The organism is Streptomyces sp. NPDC001728, assembly GCF_040297565.1.
Classification (GTDB): Bacteria; Actinomycetota; Actinomycetes; order Streptomycetales; family Streptomycetaceae; genus Streptomyces.
The window spans coordinates 174,241-190,567 of record NZ_JBEOZK010000002.1 but is presented as its reverse complement, the minus strand read 5'-3'; the positions used below and the strand labels follow the sequence as shown (position 1 = coordinate 190,567).

General features: G+C 74.5%; 10 protein-coding genes. 7 read left to right on the top strand and 3 right to left on the bottom strand.

All coding sequences use genetic code 11. From position 1 onward, the window contains the following. The first annotated feature begins 109 nt into the window (after nucleotides 1-109). From ABT154_RS03740 to moeZ, 5 genes are all read left to right on the top strand, one after another. Entirely contained in the window at nucleotides 110-1,750 is a 1,641-nt protein-coding gene (locus tag ABT154_RS03740) for a DUF3492 domain-containing protein (protein WP_351852384.1), read from the top strand. Nucleotides 1,751-1,763: 13 nt separating this feature from the next. Then, a complete protein-coding gene (locus ABT154_RS03735; protein ID WP_351852381.1) occupies nucleotides 1,764-3,194 on the top strand; it encodes a hypothetical protein in 1,431 nt (476 codons plus the stop codon). Nucleotides 3,195-3,336: 142 nt separating this feature from the next. Beyond that, entirely contained in the window at nucleotides 3,337-4,308 is a 972-nt protein-coding gene (locus tag ABT154_RS03730) for an NAD-dependent epimerase/dehydratase family protein (RefSeq protein ID WP_351852379.1), read from the top strand. Next, nucleotides 4,296-5,033: a spherulation-specific family 4 protein gene (locus tag ABT154_RS03725; RefSeq protein ID WP_351852377.1), complete on the top strand. Its 738-nt coding sequence runs from the start codon at nucleotides 4,296-4,298 to the stop codon at nucleotides 5,031-5,033. Before ABT154_RS03730 ends, ABT154_RS03725 begins: the two co-directional genes overlap by 13 nt. Before the next feature lie 63 nt (nucleotides 5,034-5,096). Continuing rightward, nucleotides 5,097-6,275, top strand: coding sequence for an adenylyltransferase/sulfurtransferase MoeZ (moeZ, locus tag ABT154_RS03720; RefSeq protein WP_033201278.1), 1,179 nt, complete (start codon nucleotides 5,097-5,099; stop codon nucleotides 6,273-6,275). 60 nt (nucleotides 6,276-6,335) lie between these two features. On the opposite strand, the gene ABT154_RS03715 is transcribed toward moeZ, so the two are convergent. The 3 genes from ABT154_RS03715 to ABT154_RS03705 all read right to left on the bottom strand — a co-directional run bounded on the left by ABT154_RS03715 (nucleotide 6,336) and on the right by ABT154_RS03705 (nucleotide 12,297). After that, nucleotides 6,336-7,895, bottom strand: a complete 1,560-nt coding sequence (locus ABT154_RS03715) for an alpha/beta hydrolase (RefSeq protein WP_351852373.1) — start codon at nucleotides 7,893-7,895, stop codon at nucleotides 6,336-6,338. Between the two features lie 76 nt (nucleotides 7,896-7,971). Continuing rightward, nucleotides 7,972-9,546, bottom strand: coding sequence for an alpha/beta hydrolase (locus ABT154_RS03710; protein ID WP_351852371.1), 1,575 nt, complete (start codon nucleotides 9,544-9,546; stop codon nucleotides 7,972-7,974). A gap of 108 nt (nucleotides 9,547-9,654) precedes the next feature. Beyond that, complete coding sequence (locus ABT154_RS03705) at nucleotides 9,655-12,297, bottom strand: flippase-like domain-containing protein (RefSeq protein WP_502969436.1); 2,643 nt, start codon at nucleotides 12,295-12,297, stop codon at nucleotides 9,655-9,657. A 144-nt stretch (nucleotides 12,298-12,441) separates the two neighbouring features. On the opposite strand from ABT154_RS03705, the gene ABT154_RS03700 reads away from it, so the two are divergent. Together ABT154_RS03700 and ABT154_RS03695 are read left to right on the top strand one after the other, a co-directional pair. Then, nucleotides 12,442-12,807, top strand: a complete 366-nt coding sequence (locus ABT154_RS03700; RefSeq protein WP_351852366.1) for an MGMT family protein — start codon at nucleotides 12,442-12,444, stop codon at nucleotides 12,805-12,807. Nucleotides 12,808-13,031: 224 nt separating this feature from the next. After that, complete coding sequence (locus ABT154_RS03695) at nucleotides 13,032-16,319, top strand: ATP-dependent helicase (protein ID WP_351852363.1); 3,288 nt, start codon at nucleotides 13,032-13,034, stop codon at nucleotides 16,317-16,319. The last annotated feature ends 8 nt before the right edge of the window (nucleotides 16,320-16,327 follow it).

Here is a 16,327-nt window from a genome sequence, read left to right as displayed (position 1 = left end):
TGCGACGGACAACCGTCCGTCGCACCACCGGTTTCTCCGCTTACGTTCTTCCCGCTGCGAGTCACCGGACCGACGGTGGCCGCCGCCAAGGGACATCGGGGGTGCACTCGTGCGGATCGGACTGCTCACGGAGGGTGGCTACCCGTATGCCACCGGTGAATCCGGACGCTGGTGCGAGCGGCTCGTACGCGGGCTCGGCCAGCACCAGTTCGACCTGTACTCCCTCGGCGGCTCCGGCACCCCGACGCCGCTCCCCCCGAACACCCGCGTCGTCCGCACCGTCGACCTGGGGACCTCCGACGCGGCCACGGCCCACGGAAACCTCCTCGAACGGACCGCCTTCGGCGCCCGCGCCGCCCGCCGGGCCTACGGCCGCCGCGACCGCCACCGCTTCACCGAGGCCTTCCACCGGCTGACGGCCGGACTCTGCGCGGAGGACCACGACGCCTTCGCCGGAGGCCTCTACGCGCTCGCCGAACTCGCCCGCGAGCGCGGCGGACTCCCCGGCGCGCTCCGCTCCGACGACGCCGTCCGCGCCCTCGAATCCGCCTGCCGCGCGACCGGCGCGAGCCGGGGCGCCGCCGCCGCGGGCCTCCCCGACCACCTCGCTTTCGTCGAGCACGTCGAGCGCGCCCTGCGCCCGCTCTCCCTCGACTGGTACGAGGAGGACGCCCTCGGCGCGGCCGACCTCTGCCATGCCACCGCGGGCGGCACCACCGCCCTCCCCGGCCTCCTGGCCAAACGCTTCTTCGGGACCCCGCTGCTCGTCACCGAGTACGGCGCCCCCCTCCGCTCCCACTACCTCGCCACCGCCGGAGCCGACCGCTCCGCCCCGCTGCGGGCGCTGCTCGCCGCCCTCCACGGCCGGCTCGCCGCCGAGGTCTACGGACAGGCCGCGCTCCTCACCCCGGGCAACGCGCACACCCGCCGCTGGCAGGAGAAGTGCGGCGCCGACCGGGCCCGGATCCGCATCGTCCACCCCGGCATGGCGGCCGACCGCTTCGCCGAGGTCGGCGAGGACGAGGAGAGCGGCGACCCGGCCACCCTCGTCTGGGTCGGCCGCGTCGAACCCGCCAAGGACCTCATCGCGCTGCTGCACGCCTTCGCGGAGATCCGGTCGCGGCAGTCCGACGCCCGGCTGCGGATCGTCGCCGTGCCCGTACGGGAACCCGGCGCCGGCGCGTACCTCACGCACTGCAGGGGGCTCGCCGCCCAGCTCTTCCCCGACGAGGCCGCCGGGGCGCACGCCGTCGGCGAGAACCCCGTCACCTTCGAGGAACTCGGCGGCCCCGAGGCGCCCACCCTGGAGGACACCTACGCCTCCGGCGCGGTCGTCGTCCTGTCCAGCGTCGTGGAGGGCTTCCCCGCGACCCTCGTCGAGGCGATGTTCTGCGCGCGCGCCACCGTCTCGACCGATGTCGGCGCGGTCGTCGAGATCATCGGCGGCACCGGCCTCGTCGTGCCCCCGCGCAACCCCCGGGCGCTCGCCGACGCCTGCCTCGCGCTGCTCCGCGACCCCGAGCGCCGCTACCGGCTCGGCGCCGCCGCCCGCGCCCGCGCGCTCGAACTCTTCACCGTCGAACAGAACCTCGCCGCGTTCCGCGGTATCTACCTGGAGCTCCTCTCCCACGCGCCCGTGCGCCACCGCCTCGGGGACGGCGTGCCCTTCGCCCACCCCGCCGAGGCACATGTACGGGGCAGCTGGGCCAACCAGACCGTGAGTGCCGGGACAGGAGCCCCCGATGCCTGAAGGAGGCACCCCCATGCGCGGCTCCGCCGCACCGACGAGCCCCGGAGCCTGGGACGCCCGCTCCGAGGCCCTCCTCGGCGCCCCCGCCCTCACCCCGCCCACCGGCGGGACGCTCGACCTCCGCGGCCCGGAGGACCCGGCCGCCCCGGTGGACGGCGCCGACCGGTCGGACCCGGCCGAACCGATGGACGGACCGCCCTCCGGGATAGGCCGGGCCCAGGGGGAGGCCGCCGAGATCCCCCCCGAGCCGGGGGACACCGGACGACGGGACAGGGCGCCTGGGGACACCGCGCGGGCGGACAGCGCCCAGGCGGACACCGTGCCGGAGAGCACGGCGCCGGACTCCCGTACGCCCGGCCCCCCGGTCCCGGCCGACGGCCCCTCCGCCCGTACCCCCGCCGCCGCCCGCCCCCGGCGCGGGCACGCCGACCCCGTCAAGGTGCTCATGCACCGCCACCGGGAGCTCTGCGCGCGGGCCGTCGACCCGCTGGAGATCGCCGCCGGACTCGAGGCGCAGGGGTTCACCGACCGCACCGCCGCGCGCTTCCGCCACCGGGACGTGTTCTCGCTCGCCGAGGAGCTCCACGCGCGCGTGCCCCGGGGAAGCGAACCGGCCCCGCCCCCCGCGCCGGTCCGACAGGACACCGACGCGTGGGTGCTCGCCGTCCTCACCCCCGGCGCCGCCGCCGCGCTCACCGGCATCGGACTCGCCCTCACCCACGGCCCCGTACGGTTCGCCGTCGGCGTCACCGGCGCACTCCTCCTCGCCGGGGCCCTGCTGCTCGCCGTCCGGCGCGGCCCGCTCCGCGTCCCCGAGGGCGGGAGCGTGCCCGCCGCCCGCCTCTGGACCCTCTGGCTCCTCGGCTACGCGGTCGGCGGCGACGGACTCCTCGACCAGGTGCTCAGCGGCGGCCCCGACGGCCCCTGGGACCTGACCACCGGCCCGCTCCTGGGGCTCGCGCTCGCCGTCGCCCCCGCCGCCTGGTGCGCCCGCCTCTTCGCGGACCGGGCCCGCCGCCGGATCACCGACAGCCGGGGACTCGCCGACTTCGCCGCCGGCGTCCGCCCGCTGCTCCTCGCCACCGTGACCCTCCAACTCCTCGCCCTCACCGGCCTCCTCGAACTCACCGGGTTCAGCACCGGGGCCCTGGCCCTCGGCGCCCTCCTGCTGTTCGCCCGGCTCCTCACCGTCCACGGCTTCCCCGAGACGGCCACCGCCGCCCTCGCCGCCGCCTGCGCCGCCGAGGCGCTCGCCCTCGCGAGCGTCCTCGCCTCCCGCGTCCCCGCCCCCGGCTTCGACGCGCTCGCCGCCCCGGTGCGCGCCCTCGTCGACACCTGGGGCCCCGGGGCCGTACCCACCCTCGTCTGCGGCGCCGCCGCGTTCGGCCTGCTGGCCCACGCGACCGGCGCCCTCGTCCGGGCCTCCGCCCACGCCACCCCGTGAAGGGCCCACGAACAACCCCGCACACCCGCGGAGCCGACGCCGCGGGCGTGCCCCGTCACCTCTCTCATCACCCCGCAAGGAGACCGAAGACCATGACCCCCCAATCCCAAGGACCGGCCGGTCGGCACGAAGGGGCCGCGCGATGAGGGTGCTACTGCTCGGAGCCAACGGCTTCATCGGCCGCTTCGTCGCCGACCGCCTGCTCGCAGACCCGGCCGTGCACCTCACCGCGCTCGGCCGGGGGGACGACGCCGATGTGCGCTTCGACCTCGCCTCCGGGAGTCCGGGCGCGCTGACCCGTTTCCTCGACGCCGTCCACCCCGGGGTCGTCGTCAACTGCGCGGGCGCGACCCGCGGCGGCGCCCGCGACCTGACCCGGCACAACACCGTCGCCGTCGCCACCGTCTGCGAGGCCCTGCGCCGCAGCGGCTGCGGCGCCCGGCTCGTCCAGGTCGGCTGCGCCTCGGAGTACGGGCCGAGCCAGCCCGGTTCCTCGACCGCCGAGGACGCCGTACCCCGCCCCGGCGGCCCGTACGGGGTGTCCAAGCTGGCGGCGACCGAACTCGTCCTCGGCTCGGGGCTCGACGCCGTGGTGCTCCGGGTGTTCTCGCCCGTGGGGCCGGGCACGCCCGCCGGTTCGCCGCTCGGCCGTCTCGCCGAGGCCATGCGCCGGGCCATGCAGGCCGGGGACGGTGAGCTGAAGCTCAGCGGACTCGGGGTGCAGCGGGACTTCGTCGACGTCCGGGACGTGGCGCGGGCCGTGCACGCCGCCTCGCTCTCCGCCGCGCAGGGCGTCGTCAACATCGGCACCGGCCGGGCGGTCCGCCTCCGTGACGCCGCCGCCGTCCTCGCCCGGGTCGCCGGTTACTCCGGCAACCTCCACGAGCTGGACGCCCCGCACGGCATGCCGCAGCGCCCGATGATCGGCGCACCCCGCAGCGAGGGGACCATCGCCGACCAGCTGGCCTCGGCGCCGTACCCGTACCCCGACGGCTGCGGACCCTGGCAGCAGGCCGACGTGCGCACCGCCCGCGACCGGCTGGGCTGGCGGCCCCGGATCAACCTGGAGGAGTCGCTCGCCGACATCTGGATGGAGGCGGCGTGCCGCATCTGACGGCGACCGGAGCCGTCCAGGCACTGGGGGTGGGCGTGCCCGGCTACGCCCACCCGCTGCTCGCCCCCGTCGAGTGGGGCGAGCTGACCCGGCCGGGGACCCCGCTGCACTGGGCGGTGCTCAATGTGGCGGAGGGGCCCGGCAGCCGTCCGGACCCGCACTGTCTGGAGGCGGCGGGCCGGCTCCGCAAGGCCGGGGTCCGGGTCCTGGGGCATCTGGACGCCGCCCACGGCTCCCGGCCGTACGGGGAGCTGGTCTCGGACGCCCACCGCTTCCTCGACTGGTACCGGGTGGACGGCTTCTATCTGGACCGCTGCCCCGCCGACCGGGCCGACCTGGCCGGGGTGCGGCGGGTCACCGCGACCCTGGAGGCGATCCTCGGCGGCGAGGCCCACCTCGTCCTCGGTCACGGCGCCCACCCCCACCCGGGATACGCGGAGACCGCCGACCAGCTGGTGACCTTCTCCGGTCCGTGGGCGGACTACCGCTGGTCGCAGGTGGCCGAGTGGACGGCCGAGTACACGGAGGCCAAGTTCGTCCATCTCGTGCACGGCGTCCCGCGCACCCATCTGGAGGAGGCGCTGCGGATCGCCCGCTGGCAGGGGGCCGGGACGATCTTCTTCACCGACCGGACGGGGGCCCCGGGGCAAACCGCGGCATTTCACTCGCTGCCCGGCTACTGGGACGAAATCGTCTCGCGGATCGGACCGGGTGTCTCGGAATGAGAAGAGGCGTGGCAGTGTTACGGGGAGAACAACCGTACTGACATACCGACAACCGGAGTCCCCGTGTCGCTGCCACCCCTGGTCGAGCCGGCTGCCGAGCTCACCGTAGACGAGGTCCGCAGGTACTCCCGCCACCTGATCATCCCGGACGTCGGGATGGACGGGCAGAAGCGGCTGAAGAACGCGAAGGTGCTGTGTGTCGGTGCCGGCGGCCTCGGCTCGCCGGCGCTGATGTACCTGGCCGCCGCCGGCGTGGGCACGCTCGGCATCGTGGAGTTCGACGAGGTCGACGAGTCGAACCTCCAGCGCCAGATCATCCACAGCCAGGCCGACATCGGCCGCTCCAAGGCCGCCTCGGCACGCGACAGCGTGCTCGGCATCAACCCGTACGTGAACGTGATCCTCCACGAAGAGCGGCTTGAGGCCGAGAACGTGATGGACATCTTCAGCCAGTACGACCTGATCGTCGACGGCACGGACAACTTCGCCACGCGCTACCTGGTGAACGACGCCTGCGTGCTGCTGAACAAGCCGTACGTGTGGGGTTCGATCTACCGCTTCGACGGCCAGGCGTCCGTGTTCTGGTCCGAGTACGGCCCCTGCTACCGCTGCCTCTACCCGGAGCCCCCGCCGCCGGGCATGGTCCCGTCCTGCGCCGAGGGCGGCGTCCTGGGCGTGCTGTGCGCGTCCATCGGCTCCATCCAGGTCACCGAGGCCATCAAGGTCCTGGCCGGCGTGGGCGACCCGCTGGTCGGCCGCCTGATGATCTACGACGCACTGGAGATGCAGTACCGCCAGGTCAAGGTCCGCAAGGACCCGAACTGCGCGGTCTGCGGCGAGAACCCGACCGTCACCGAGCTCATCGACTACGAGGCCTTCTGCGGCGTCGTGTCCGAGGAGGCCCAGGAGGCGGCGCTCGGCTCCACGATCACTCCGAAGCAGCTCAAGGAGTGGATCGACGAGGGCGAGAACATCGACATCATCGACGTCCGTGAGCCGAACGAGTACGAGATCGTCTCGATCCCGGGCGCGCGCCTGATCCCGAAGAACGAGTTCCTGATGGGCACCGCCCTCCAGGACCTCCCGCAGGACAAGCGGATCGTCCTGCACTGCAAGACGGGTGTCCGCAGTGCGGAAGTCCTCGCCGTGCTCAAGTCCGCGGGCTTCGCGGACGCGGTGCACGTCGGCGGCGGCGTGATCGGCTGGGTCCACCAGATCGAGCCCGAGAAGCCGGTCTACTAGGCGACTCGCCGAAGGGCCCGGACCTCCTCGCGAGGTCCGGGCTCTTCGTCATGCGCGCGCTCAGCAGGTCGTGCCGTACTTCGGGACCGTGCCCTTGAGGAAGTACGCGTCGACCTTCTCCGTCACGCACCGCGAGGTGCCGTAGGCGCCGTGCCCCTCGCCCCTGTTGGTCACCAGGACGCCGACGCCGTCCCCGAGTTCCCTCGCCATCCGCTCCGCGCCCTCGTACGGGGTCGCCGGGTCGCCCGTCGTCCCCACCACCAGGACCGGGGCCGCGCCCGGGGCGCTCGCCTCCGGGGTCGCCCGCTCGCCCTTCACCGGCCACCCGGCGCACCAGCCGGCCGTGTCCCAGGCGAGGAACGCGCCGAACACGGGGGAGAGGCGACGGAATTCGGGCAGCAGCGCCTTCGCCTGCGCGGCGGTCGGCCGCGTGCTGGAGTCGGCGCAGGAGATCGCCCGCTGGGAGTGGGACTGGGTGGAGTAATGGCCGCTCGCGTCACGGTCGTTGTAGGCGTCGGCGAGCGCGAGCAGGGCGCCGCCGCGACCGGCCTCGGCCTCCTGGAGGCCCTGCGTCAGCAGGGGCCAGTTGGCCTTCCCGTACAGGGTCACCGCGATGCCCGTGAGCGCCAGGCTCTCGGTGAGCCGACGCTCGCCGACCGTCAGCGGGGCCCGGTCCAGCTTCCGCAGCAGGCGCGCGATCCGCTCGGTCCCGGCCTTCGGGTCCTGGCCGGTGCTCTTCAGATAGTTGTCCAGGGCCCGCTGGAAACCGGTCGTCTGGTGGCGGGCGTGCCCGAAGGTGTCGGCGGTCGGGTCGACGACGGCGTCGAGGACGAGCCGGCCCACCTTCCCCGGGAAGAGATGGGCGTACGTGCCGCCGAGCTGGGTGCCGTACGAGATGCCGAAGTAGTGGAGCTTCTCGTCACCGAGGACCTGCCGGATCAGGTCCAGGTCCCGGGCGGTGGCGCTGGTCGTGGTGTGCGCGAGGAGCGGGGCGGAGCGCTCGGCGCAGCCGGCGGCGAAGGCGGTGCTGTCCTTGAGGTACGCGGCCTCCTCGGCGGCCGTGTCCGGGGTGAGGTCGACGGTGGCCTCGGCGGCGGCCTGTTCGGCGTCCGTGCGGCAGACCACGCCCGCGCTGCGGCCCACACCCCGCGGGTCGAAGCCGACCAGGTCGTAGCGCTCGTTCAGGCCCCGGTACTCCTCGGCCGCCCGGGGCAGGATGTCGACCCCTGAGGCGCCGGGGCCGCCGAAGTTGAAGAGCAGCGAGCCGATGCGACCGCGCTCGTCGGTGGCCTGCTTGCGGATCAGCGCGACCGGGAGGGTGGCGCCCTCCGGCTTCAGGTAGTCCCGCGGCACCTTCACCGTGGCGCAGCGCCACTCCGCGCCGGGCCGCTGCCCGCCCTCCGGGGCGGGGCAGCGCTTCCAGTCGAGGCGCTGGCCGGTGAGGGGGCCGGGGAGCGCCGGGGTGGCGTCCGGCGGACCGGTCTCGGTGGCCGTCGGGCCCGTTCCGGTGGTCGTCGGCGAGGTGGAGGCGGGGCCGGGGGCCCCGCCGCCCGCGCTCGTACAGCCCGCGAGCAGTACCCCCGTCACGGCCAGAACCGTCATGCGTATCCGTACGGACATGTGTTCCCCCAGGATCCCGGCAAGGCGGTCATCCTAGGGGGTGCCCCGCAGGACGGGCCGGGCTGCCGGGGCCGGGCTACTTGCAGACGGTTCCCGAGGTGGGGACCCGGCCGTCCAGGAGGTAGGCGTCGACGGCCTTCTTCACGCACGCGTTGCCGCTGTTGTAGGCGCCATGGCCCTCGCCCTCGTACGTCAGCTCCACTCCGACGCCCTGGCCGAGCGCGTTCACCATCGAGCGGGCGCCCTGGTACGGGGTGGCCGGGTCACCGGTGTTGCCGACGACCAGGATCGGCGCGGAGCCGGGCGCGGAGACGTCCGGGTGCTCCCAGAGCCCCGGCACCGGCCACTGCGCGCAGCCGGCCAGCGCCCAGCCCATGAAGTCGCCGAAGACGGGGGACGCCTCACGGAACTGGCCGAGCCGCTCCTTCGCCTGGCCGAGGGTGTAGCGCTCCTTGAAGTCCACGCAGTTGATGGCGGCGTTGGCGGCCTGGATGTTGCTGTACGAGCCGTTCTCGCCGCGCCCGTTCATCGCGTCCGAGAGCGAGAGCAGCAGCGCCCCGTCACCGCCGTCCGCCGCGTCGAGCCCCTGCTCCAGATAGGTCCAGTACTCCTTGGAGTACAGGGCCTGGGCGATGCCGTTGGTGGCCTGCGTCTGGGTCAGCTTCCGGTCCCCGATGCCGGGGATCGGCTTCTTGTCGAGGGCCGCGAGGAGGTCCGTCACGAAGGACTCGACCTCGGCGACGGTCGTACCGGGCAGGGTGCATTCCCCGCCCCGGTCGACGCAGTCCCGGGCGAAGTTGTCCAAGGCGAGCTGGAAACCCTTCGCCTGGCCGAGGGCGCCGTCCTCGACACCCGCCTCCGGGTCGACGACGGCGTCGAAGACGGCCCGGCCGACGTTCTTCGGGAACAGGTGCGCGTAGACGCCGCCGAGTTCGGTTCCGTACGAGATGCCGAAGTAGTGGAGCTTCTCGTCACCGAGGACCTGGCGCATCAGGTCCATGTCCCGGGCGGCGTTCTCGGTGCCGACGTGCGGCAGGGCCGGGCCGGCGTCCCGCTCGCAGCCGGCCGCGTACTTCTTCTGCGCCTCCGACAGCGTCCGCTCCTCCGCCTCGTCGTCGGGCGTGAAGTCCAGGGCGTAGTAGGCGTCGAGCTCCTTGTCGCCGGCGCACTCGACCGGGTCGCTGCGGCCCACCCCGCGCGGGTCGAAGGACACCAGGTCGTAGCGCCCGCGCAGGGTCTCGTAGTCGGTGGCGAAGCCGGGCAGGCCGGTGATGCCGGAGCCGCCGGGACCGCCGAAGTTGAAGACGAGCGAACCGATCCGCCGGTTCTTGTCGCGCGCCCGGGCCCGGATGAGGGCCAGCTCGATCGTCTCGCCCTCCGGCACCGACCAGTCGAGCGGCGCCTGCAGGAAGGAGCACTCCCAGGTCGCGCCGCCGGGCAGCGGGGAGGGCGCGGGCCCGCCGCCCTCGGCGGCCGAAGGCGCCGGGCAGGGGGCCCAGGACAGCTTCTGCGCGGCCAGCGCGGAGAGGCCGCCGGAGCCACTCGGCCGCGCCTGCTGCGCCGTCCCCTCTCCGCCGTCCGAGCACCCGGCGGCGAGCAGCACGGTGGTGGCGGTGAACAGGGCGGCGCGCTGGGCGGCGGAGATCGGCATAGGCCCATGGTGTGCCGCCGCCCGCGCACCCGCGCGGGACGGAGGTCCATGCGGGTGGCGGGCGGCGGGCGCTGTCCGTGGGGGGCGCGGGCGACGAGCGGTGGTCCGCTACAGCGCTCCGCGCCGCGTCAGCCAGTTGAAGCAGATCCAGCCCGGCAGCACCGGGACCCACAGCGTGAGCAGGCGGTACAGCAGCACCGCCGGGGTCGCGACCTCGATGGGCAGGCCCACCGCCACCAGACCGAGGGTGAGCGCGCCCTCGACCGCGCCGACGCCGCCGGGCGTCGGCGCCGCCGAGCCGAGCGCGTTGCCCGCGAGGAAGACGACGGCCACGCTCGCGTAGCTGACCGTCGCGGTCCCGTGCCCGAACGCCCGGATCGAGGCGTCGAGGCAGAACACGAACGCGGCGGTCAGGAGCAGCATCCCGCCGATGCCGGTGACCAGCTTCATCGGCCGCTGGAGGACGTCCAGCATGCGCGGCACGACACCGGCGAACAGCGACCGCAGCCGGGTCGAGACGAACTTCCGCATGAACGGGATCGCCGTCGCGACCAGGACCAGGACCGCGACCGTGAGCAGACCCGCGATGACCGTCCTCGACGGGGTGAAGGACTGCGACTTCTCCGTACCCGTCAGATAGCCGAAGGAGAGCAGCAGCATGATGTGCACCCCGAGCTGGAACAGCTGCGAGGCGCCGACGCTCGCCACCGCGAGCCCGGGGCGCACGCCCGCGCGCTGGAGGAAGCGGGTGTTGAGGGCCACACCGCCGACCGCCGCCGGGGCGACGATCTTCACGAACGAGCCGGCGACCTGCGCCACCACCGTCCGCCAGAACCCCACCCGCTCCGGCACGAAGCCCACCAGGGCCATCGCCGCCGCCACATAGCTGAGCGCCGAGAACACCACGGCGGTCGCCACCCACCGCCAGTCCGCCTGGCTGACCGTCGACAGCGGTGTACGGGCGATCTGCGACAGCAGGAAGTACGCGGCGACCGCGCCCGCGATCAGACTGACCAGGGTCCGCGGCTTGATCCGCTCCAGACGGACCGGCTCCACCGGCGCCTGCGGGCGGATCAGCAGCACCTGCTGGCGGATCTGGGAGAGCAGGTCCTCCTCGCGGGCCTCGTCGAGGGCCGTGTCGAGCGCCCGCTTCTCGGCCTTCTTGTCCGCCTTCTTCTCGGCCTTCGTCTCCGTCTGCACACTCTCGGGCCCGCCGTGCGCCGCCGCCTTCGCGAGCTCCCGCTCGTGCTTGGCCGCCTCCGAGGCGGCGAGCACGGCCTCACGCTCGCGTGCCGACCGCTCCCGGGCCTGTTTCCGCAGCGTCGCGCGCGTGGAGCGGCTCAGGGCGATCGGCTGGAGCAGGGGCAGACAGTCGGCGACGGTGTCGGGGCCGAGGACCTCGACGGCGGCGGCGACCGCCCGCTCGGCCCCGACCCGCAGACCGAGGGTGGTGAGCAGCTGGGCGACGTCCATCCGCAGGATGATGTCGCCGGCCGCGATCTCGCCGCCCCGCAGCTCGGTGAGGATCACCCTGCCGGCACGATCCACCAGGATCGCGTCACCGGTGAGCCTGCGGTGCGCGATGCGGCGCGACTGCAGCGCCCGCACCTGGCGGAAGGCGCTGCGGACCAGTTCGTCGGTGATCTCGGCGTCGTCCAGCGAGTCCACACTGCGGCCGCCGATGTGCTCGTACACGAGCATCACGGCGTCCGGGCCGAGCTCCGAGGTGGCGATCAGCTTCGGCGCGTTCGCCCCGGCGGCGATGGCCGCGTACGCGAGGAGCGCCTCCTGCTCAAGGGCCTGCCGCAGCGAGACGATCGAGCGGCGGGTGGTGATCGTCCGGAGGGTGATCCGCCGCCACACCCGGTAGAAGAAGCCGTGCGCCTGCTGCTCCCGGTCGACGACGGTGACGTCCAGCGGTGGCCCGTGCTCCAGGGTCACGATGTACCGGCGGCCCCGGTCGCCGCTGTCCGCGGAGTCCGGGACGCCCTCGGCGCGCAGCGCGGTCACCGGTTTGAAGCCGACCCGGCGCAGACCGGCGAGGAGGGTCTGGCCGGTGGGCCGGACGTTGGGGGAGCCGACCGCGTACAGCGTGCCGTACGCCACCGTCCAGCCGATCAGGACGGTCAGGATGATCGACAGCGCGGTGGTGTAGCCGGCCACCAGCATCGTGAACGCGTCGAGCAGCAGCACCGCCCACAGGGACACCCGCCAGCGGGGTCTGCGGGCCATGCCGACGGCCGTCATGTACGCGATCACCGGGGCCAGGTAGTTGTGCACCGGGTCGGTGAGTCCGCCGCCGGACTGCGGCTGGGTCAGCGCGTCCTGGATCGTGCCGGGCGCGGCCTGGGCGACCCAGAGGTCGGTGGCGAGGGTGACTCCGTGCGCGAGGACGGCGGCGAGGACGCCGTCCGCGATGCGCAGCCCGTCACGTTTGATCAGACGTTCGATGGCGAAGGCGACCGGGACCAGCAGGACGGCGATGGAGGAGACGAGACCGGCGATCTTGACGAAGACGTCGGGTGCGCCGACCGCGCCCTTGTTGATGTCCTCCTCGAGGCCCGAGGTCGTCGCGTGGGCGAACGCGGCGATGGCGATGACGAGCCCGATCGCGAGCAGGCCGGCGAGCAGCCTCATCAGGTCGGAGGGCCGGTGGACACGGGCGGCGAGCAGCGGCTCGTCGCCGGAGACCCGCTCGGGCACGTCGGACCGGTCCTCCTCCGGAGGCTGAGTGTCCTGGCCCATCACCATGTCCGTCTCTGCATGCGCGTCGTGTCGTTCTCGTTCTTGTACTTGTCGCTCTTGATCTCGTATCACCAGTCACCGCCCGGACGATGGTGGCACGAAGAACCGCCGCGCGGAGGCATCAGGGCCATGTCGGTGGGGTGAGGCAGGATGGGGCGGATGAGCATGGAGGAGCCCGTGGGGGAGACCGGAGAACTGCCCGAGTACGCGGAACGGGTGCTCGACGTGGCCGACGCCATCCCTCCCGGCCGGGTGATGACCTACGGGGACGTCGCGGAGTGGCTGGGCGAGGGCGGACCCCGCCAAGTGGGCCGCGTCATGGCCCTGTACGGCGGGACGGCGCCCTGGTGGCGGGTGGTCCGCGCGGACGGAACCCTGCTCCCCGGGCACGAGCTGAGGGCCCTCGGCCACTACCGCGAGGAGGGCACCCCGCTGCGCGAGGCGGGCCCGGCCGCCGAGGGGCACGTACCGAGGATCGACATGCGGCGGGCCCGCTGGGACGGATCTCACACCTGAGCCCGTCCGCCGGGGGAGCACGGGGAGGGCGGGGCGCGTCCGCCGCCGGGACGGTCCCGCACGCGAGCGGGCGGGGCGCGGAGTACGGCTCGGCGGCGGGCCGTTTCGCGTAACGTCGACGTGCGCGTCTCCCGGAGCGGCGGAGGGCCTCCGGGCCCGACGGCCGGCCGCGGCGGACGCCCGCCTCACCCGCACCACCACTCCCACCAGGACCGGCGACCCACGTGAGTACCTCCTCGACCACCCGGCGTACGCCGCCGCACCAGGGACAGCCGTACCCGGGTCCGGGACGGCAGCGGACCCCGGGCGCGTACCGACTGGTGCGTACCACGCCGGCCCCGATGGATCCCCCTCAGCTGGACGCAGCGCAACGGGAAGTGGTTGACCACGCGGGCGGACCACTTCTCGTCCTCGCCGGACCCGGCACCGGCAAGACGACGACCCTGGTCGAGGCCGTCGCCGCCCGCATGGAGCGCGGCGCCGACCCCGAACGCCTCCTCGTCCTCACCTTCAGCCGCAAGGCCGCCGTCGAACTCCGCGACCGCATGGCCGCCCGGCTCGGTGGCCGCCGCCCGCCCCAGGCCACCACCTTCCACTCGTACTGCTACGCCCTCATCCGCGCCCACCAGGACGCCGAGCTCTTCGCGGAACCCCTCCGGCTGCTCTCCGGCCCCGAGCAGGACCTCGCCGTGCGCGAGCTGCTCGCCGGCCACGTCGACCTGGAGAAGGACGGCCTCGGCAGCATCCGCTGGCCCGACGAACTGCGCGCCTGCCTCACCACCCGCGGCTTCGCCGACGAGGTCCGGGCGGTCCTCGCCCGCTCCCGCGAACTGGGCCTCGAACCGGACGCCCTCGCGCGCTTCGCGGACCGGGTCGGCCGCCCCGACTGGAAGGCGGCGGCCGGCTTCCTCGCCGAGTACCTCGACGTCCTCGACCTCCAGGGCGTCCTCGACTACTCGGAGCTGGTCCACCGCGCCGTACTGCTCGCCGGGGACACCACCCTGCCCGGGTACGACGCGGTGTACGTCGACGAGTTCCAGGACACCGACCCGGCGCAGGTCCGGCTGCTGCACGCGCTCGCGGGCCGCAGCCGGAGCACGGTCGTCGCCCTCGGCGACCCCGACCAGTCCATCTACGCCTTCCGGGGCGCCGACGTGAACGGCATCCTCGACTTCCCCGACGCCTTCGGCGGCGCGGACGTACGCGTGCTGCGCACCGCCCGCCGCTCGGGCGCCGAACTGCTCGGGGCGACCCGGCAGCTCGCCCGGCGGATGCCGATGCCCCGGCTTCCCGCCGACCGGGTCCGCGCCCACCGGGACCTCACCGCGGCGCGGGACGGCGGCCGGGCGGAGGCGTACACCTACCCCACGGCCTCGGCGGAGGCCGAGAACATCGCCGACCTGCTGCGCCGCGCGCACCTGGAGGACGGCGTCCCCTGGCAGGACATGGCCGTCCTCACCCGCGCCGCCGCCACCCTCCCGTCCCTCCGCCGCGCCCTCACCTCGGCGGGCGTCCCGGTGGAGACGGACGCGGCGGACACCCCACTGCGCCACGAACCGGCGGTGGCGCCGTTGCTGCTGGCACTGAGGGCGGTGTCGTCGGGGCCCGAGGCCGTGGGCCGGCCCGCACCCGACGCACCTTGGCTCCCCGTCGAAACCGCGCTGGAACTCCTCGCCTCCCCCCTCGCCGGCGTGGACCCCGCCGACCTCCGCCGACTCGGCCGCGCCCTGCGCGACGAGGAACGCGACGCGGGCAACAAGGTCCCGCCGCCCTCCGACGTCCTCCTCGCCCGCGCCGTCGCCGAGCCCGAGCGGCTCGTCGCGCACGACCCCGCGTACGCCCGCGGCGCCAAGCGGCTCGGCGACCTCCTCCGGGACACCCGCACCCTGCTCGCCGACGGCGGCACCGCCGAGGAGGCCCTCTGGGTGCTCTGGAAGGGCACCCCCTGGCCCGGCCGCCTGGAGCGCGCCGCACTCCGCGGCGGCCCCGCCGGGCGCAACGCCGACCGCGACCTCGACGCCGTCTGCGCCCTCTTCGAGACCGCCGCCCGCGCCGAGGAACGCGTCGGCGGCCGGGGCGTCCTCAACTTCCTCGAAGAACTCGACGCCCAGGACATCGCCGCCGACACCCTCACCCGCCGGCACACCCGCCCCGACGCCGTCCGCCTCATGACCGCCCACCGCTCCAAGGGCCTGGAGTGGAGCTTCGTCGTCGTCGCCGGCGTCCAGGAGGGCCTCTGGCCCGACCTGCGCCGCCGCGGCTCCCTCCTGGAGGCCGACCGCATCGGCCGCGACGGCCTCGCCGAACCCCTCACCCCCGGCGCCCTCCTCGCCGAGGAACGACGCCTCTTCTACGTGGCCGCCACGCGCGCGCGTGACCGGCTGGTCGTCACCGCGGTGAAGGCCGCCGCCGAGGACGGCGACCAGCCGTCCCGCTTCCTCACCGAGCTGGGCGTCGAGCCCAAGGACGTCCCCGGCCGCCCCCGCCGCCCCCTCGCCGTCTCCGCCCTGGTCGCCGAGCTGCGCGCCACCACCGTCGACCCGGCGGCCGCGCCCGCGCTCCGCGACGCCGCCGCCCACCGGCTCGCGCGGCTGGCCGCGCTCACCGACGAGGACGGCCAGCCGCTCGTCCCCGCCGCCCACCCGGATCGCTGGTGGGGCCTCTTCGAGCCGACCCGGGGCGCGGCCCCGCTGCGCGACCGCGACCGGCCCGTCGCCCTGTCGCCCAGCTCCCTGGAGAACCTGGTCACCACCTGCTCCCTCCAGTGGTTCCTGGGCCGCGAGGTCAAGGCCGCGGAGCCCGCCACCGCCGCCCAGGGCTTCGGCAACGTCGTCCACGTCCTCGCCGACGAGGTGGCCTCCGGCCGCACCCCGGCCGACCTCGACGTCCTCATGACCCGCCTGGACTCCGTCTGGGACGCCCTCGCCTTCGACGCCCCCTGGAAGTCGGCCCAGGAGAAGGCCCACGCGCGCGTGGCCCTGGAACGCTTCCTGAGCTGGCACGTCATGGACCGCGGCGGGCGCACCCCGGCCGCCTCGGAGCAGGATTTCGACGTGACGCTGGCGGCGGGGGAGTACGAGGTCCGCATCCGCGGCTCCATGGACCGCGTCGAGACCGACGCGGAGGGCCGCGCGTACGTCGTCGACTTCAAGACCGGCAAGTCCGCGCCGACCCGCGACGAGGTCGACCACCACCCCCAGCTCGCCGTCTACCAGCTCGCCGTCCGCGAGGGCGCGCTCGACGAGCTCTTCGACGGCCGGCGGCCGGAACCCGGCGGCGCCGAACTCGTCCAGCTGCGCCAGGCCGCCCCGAAGAAGGAGGGCGGCGACGCCCTGCCGAAGGTCCAGGCGCAGGAGGCCCTCACCGGGGAGTGGGTCGGCGAACTGCTCGCCACCGCCGCCGGCCGGGTCCTCGACGAGCGGTTCACCCCCACCACCGGCCAGCACTGCACGACCTGCTCGTTCCGCGCCTCGTGCAGCGCCCGCCCCGAGGGCCGCCACGTCGTCGACTGACACCCCTT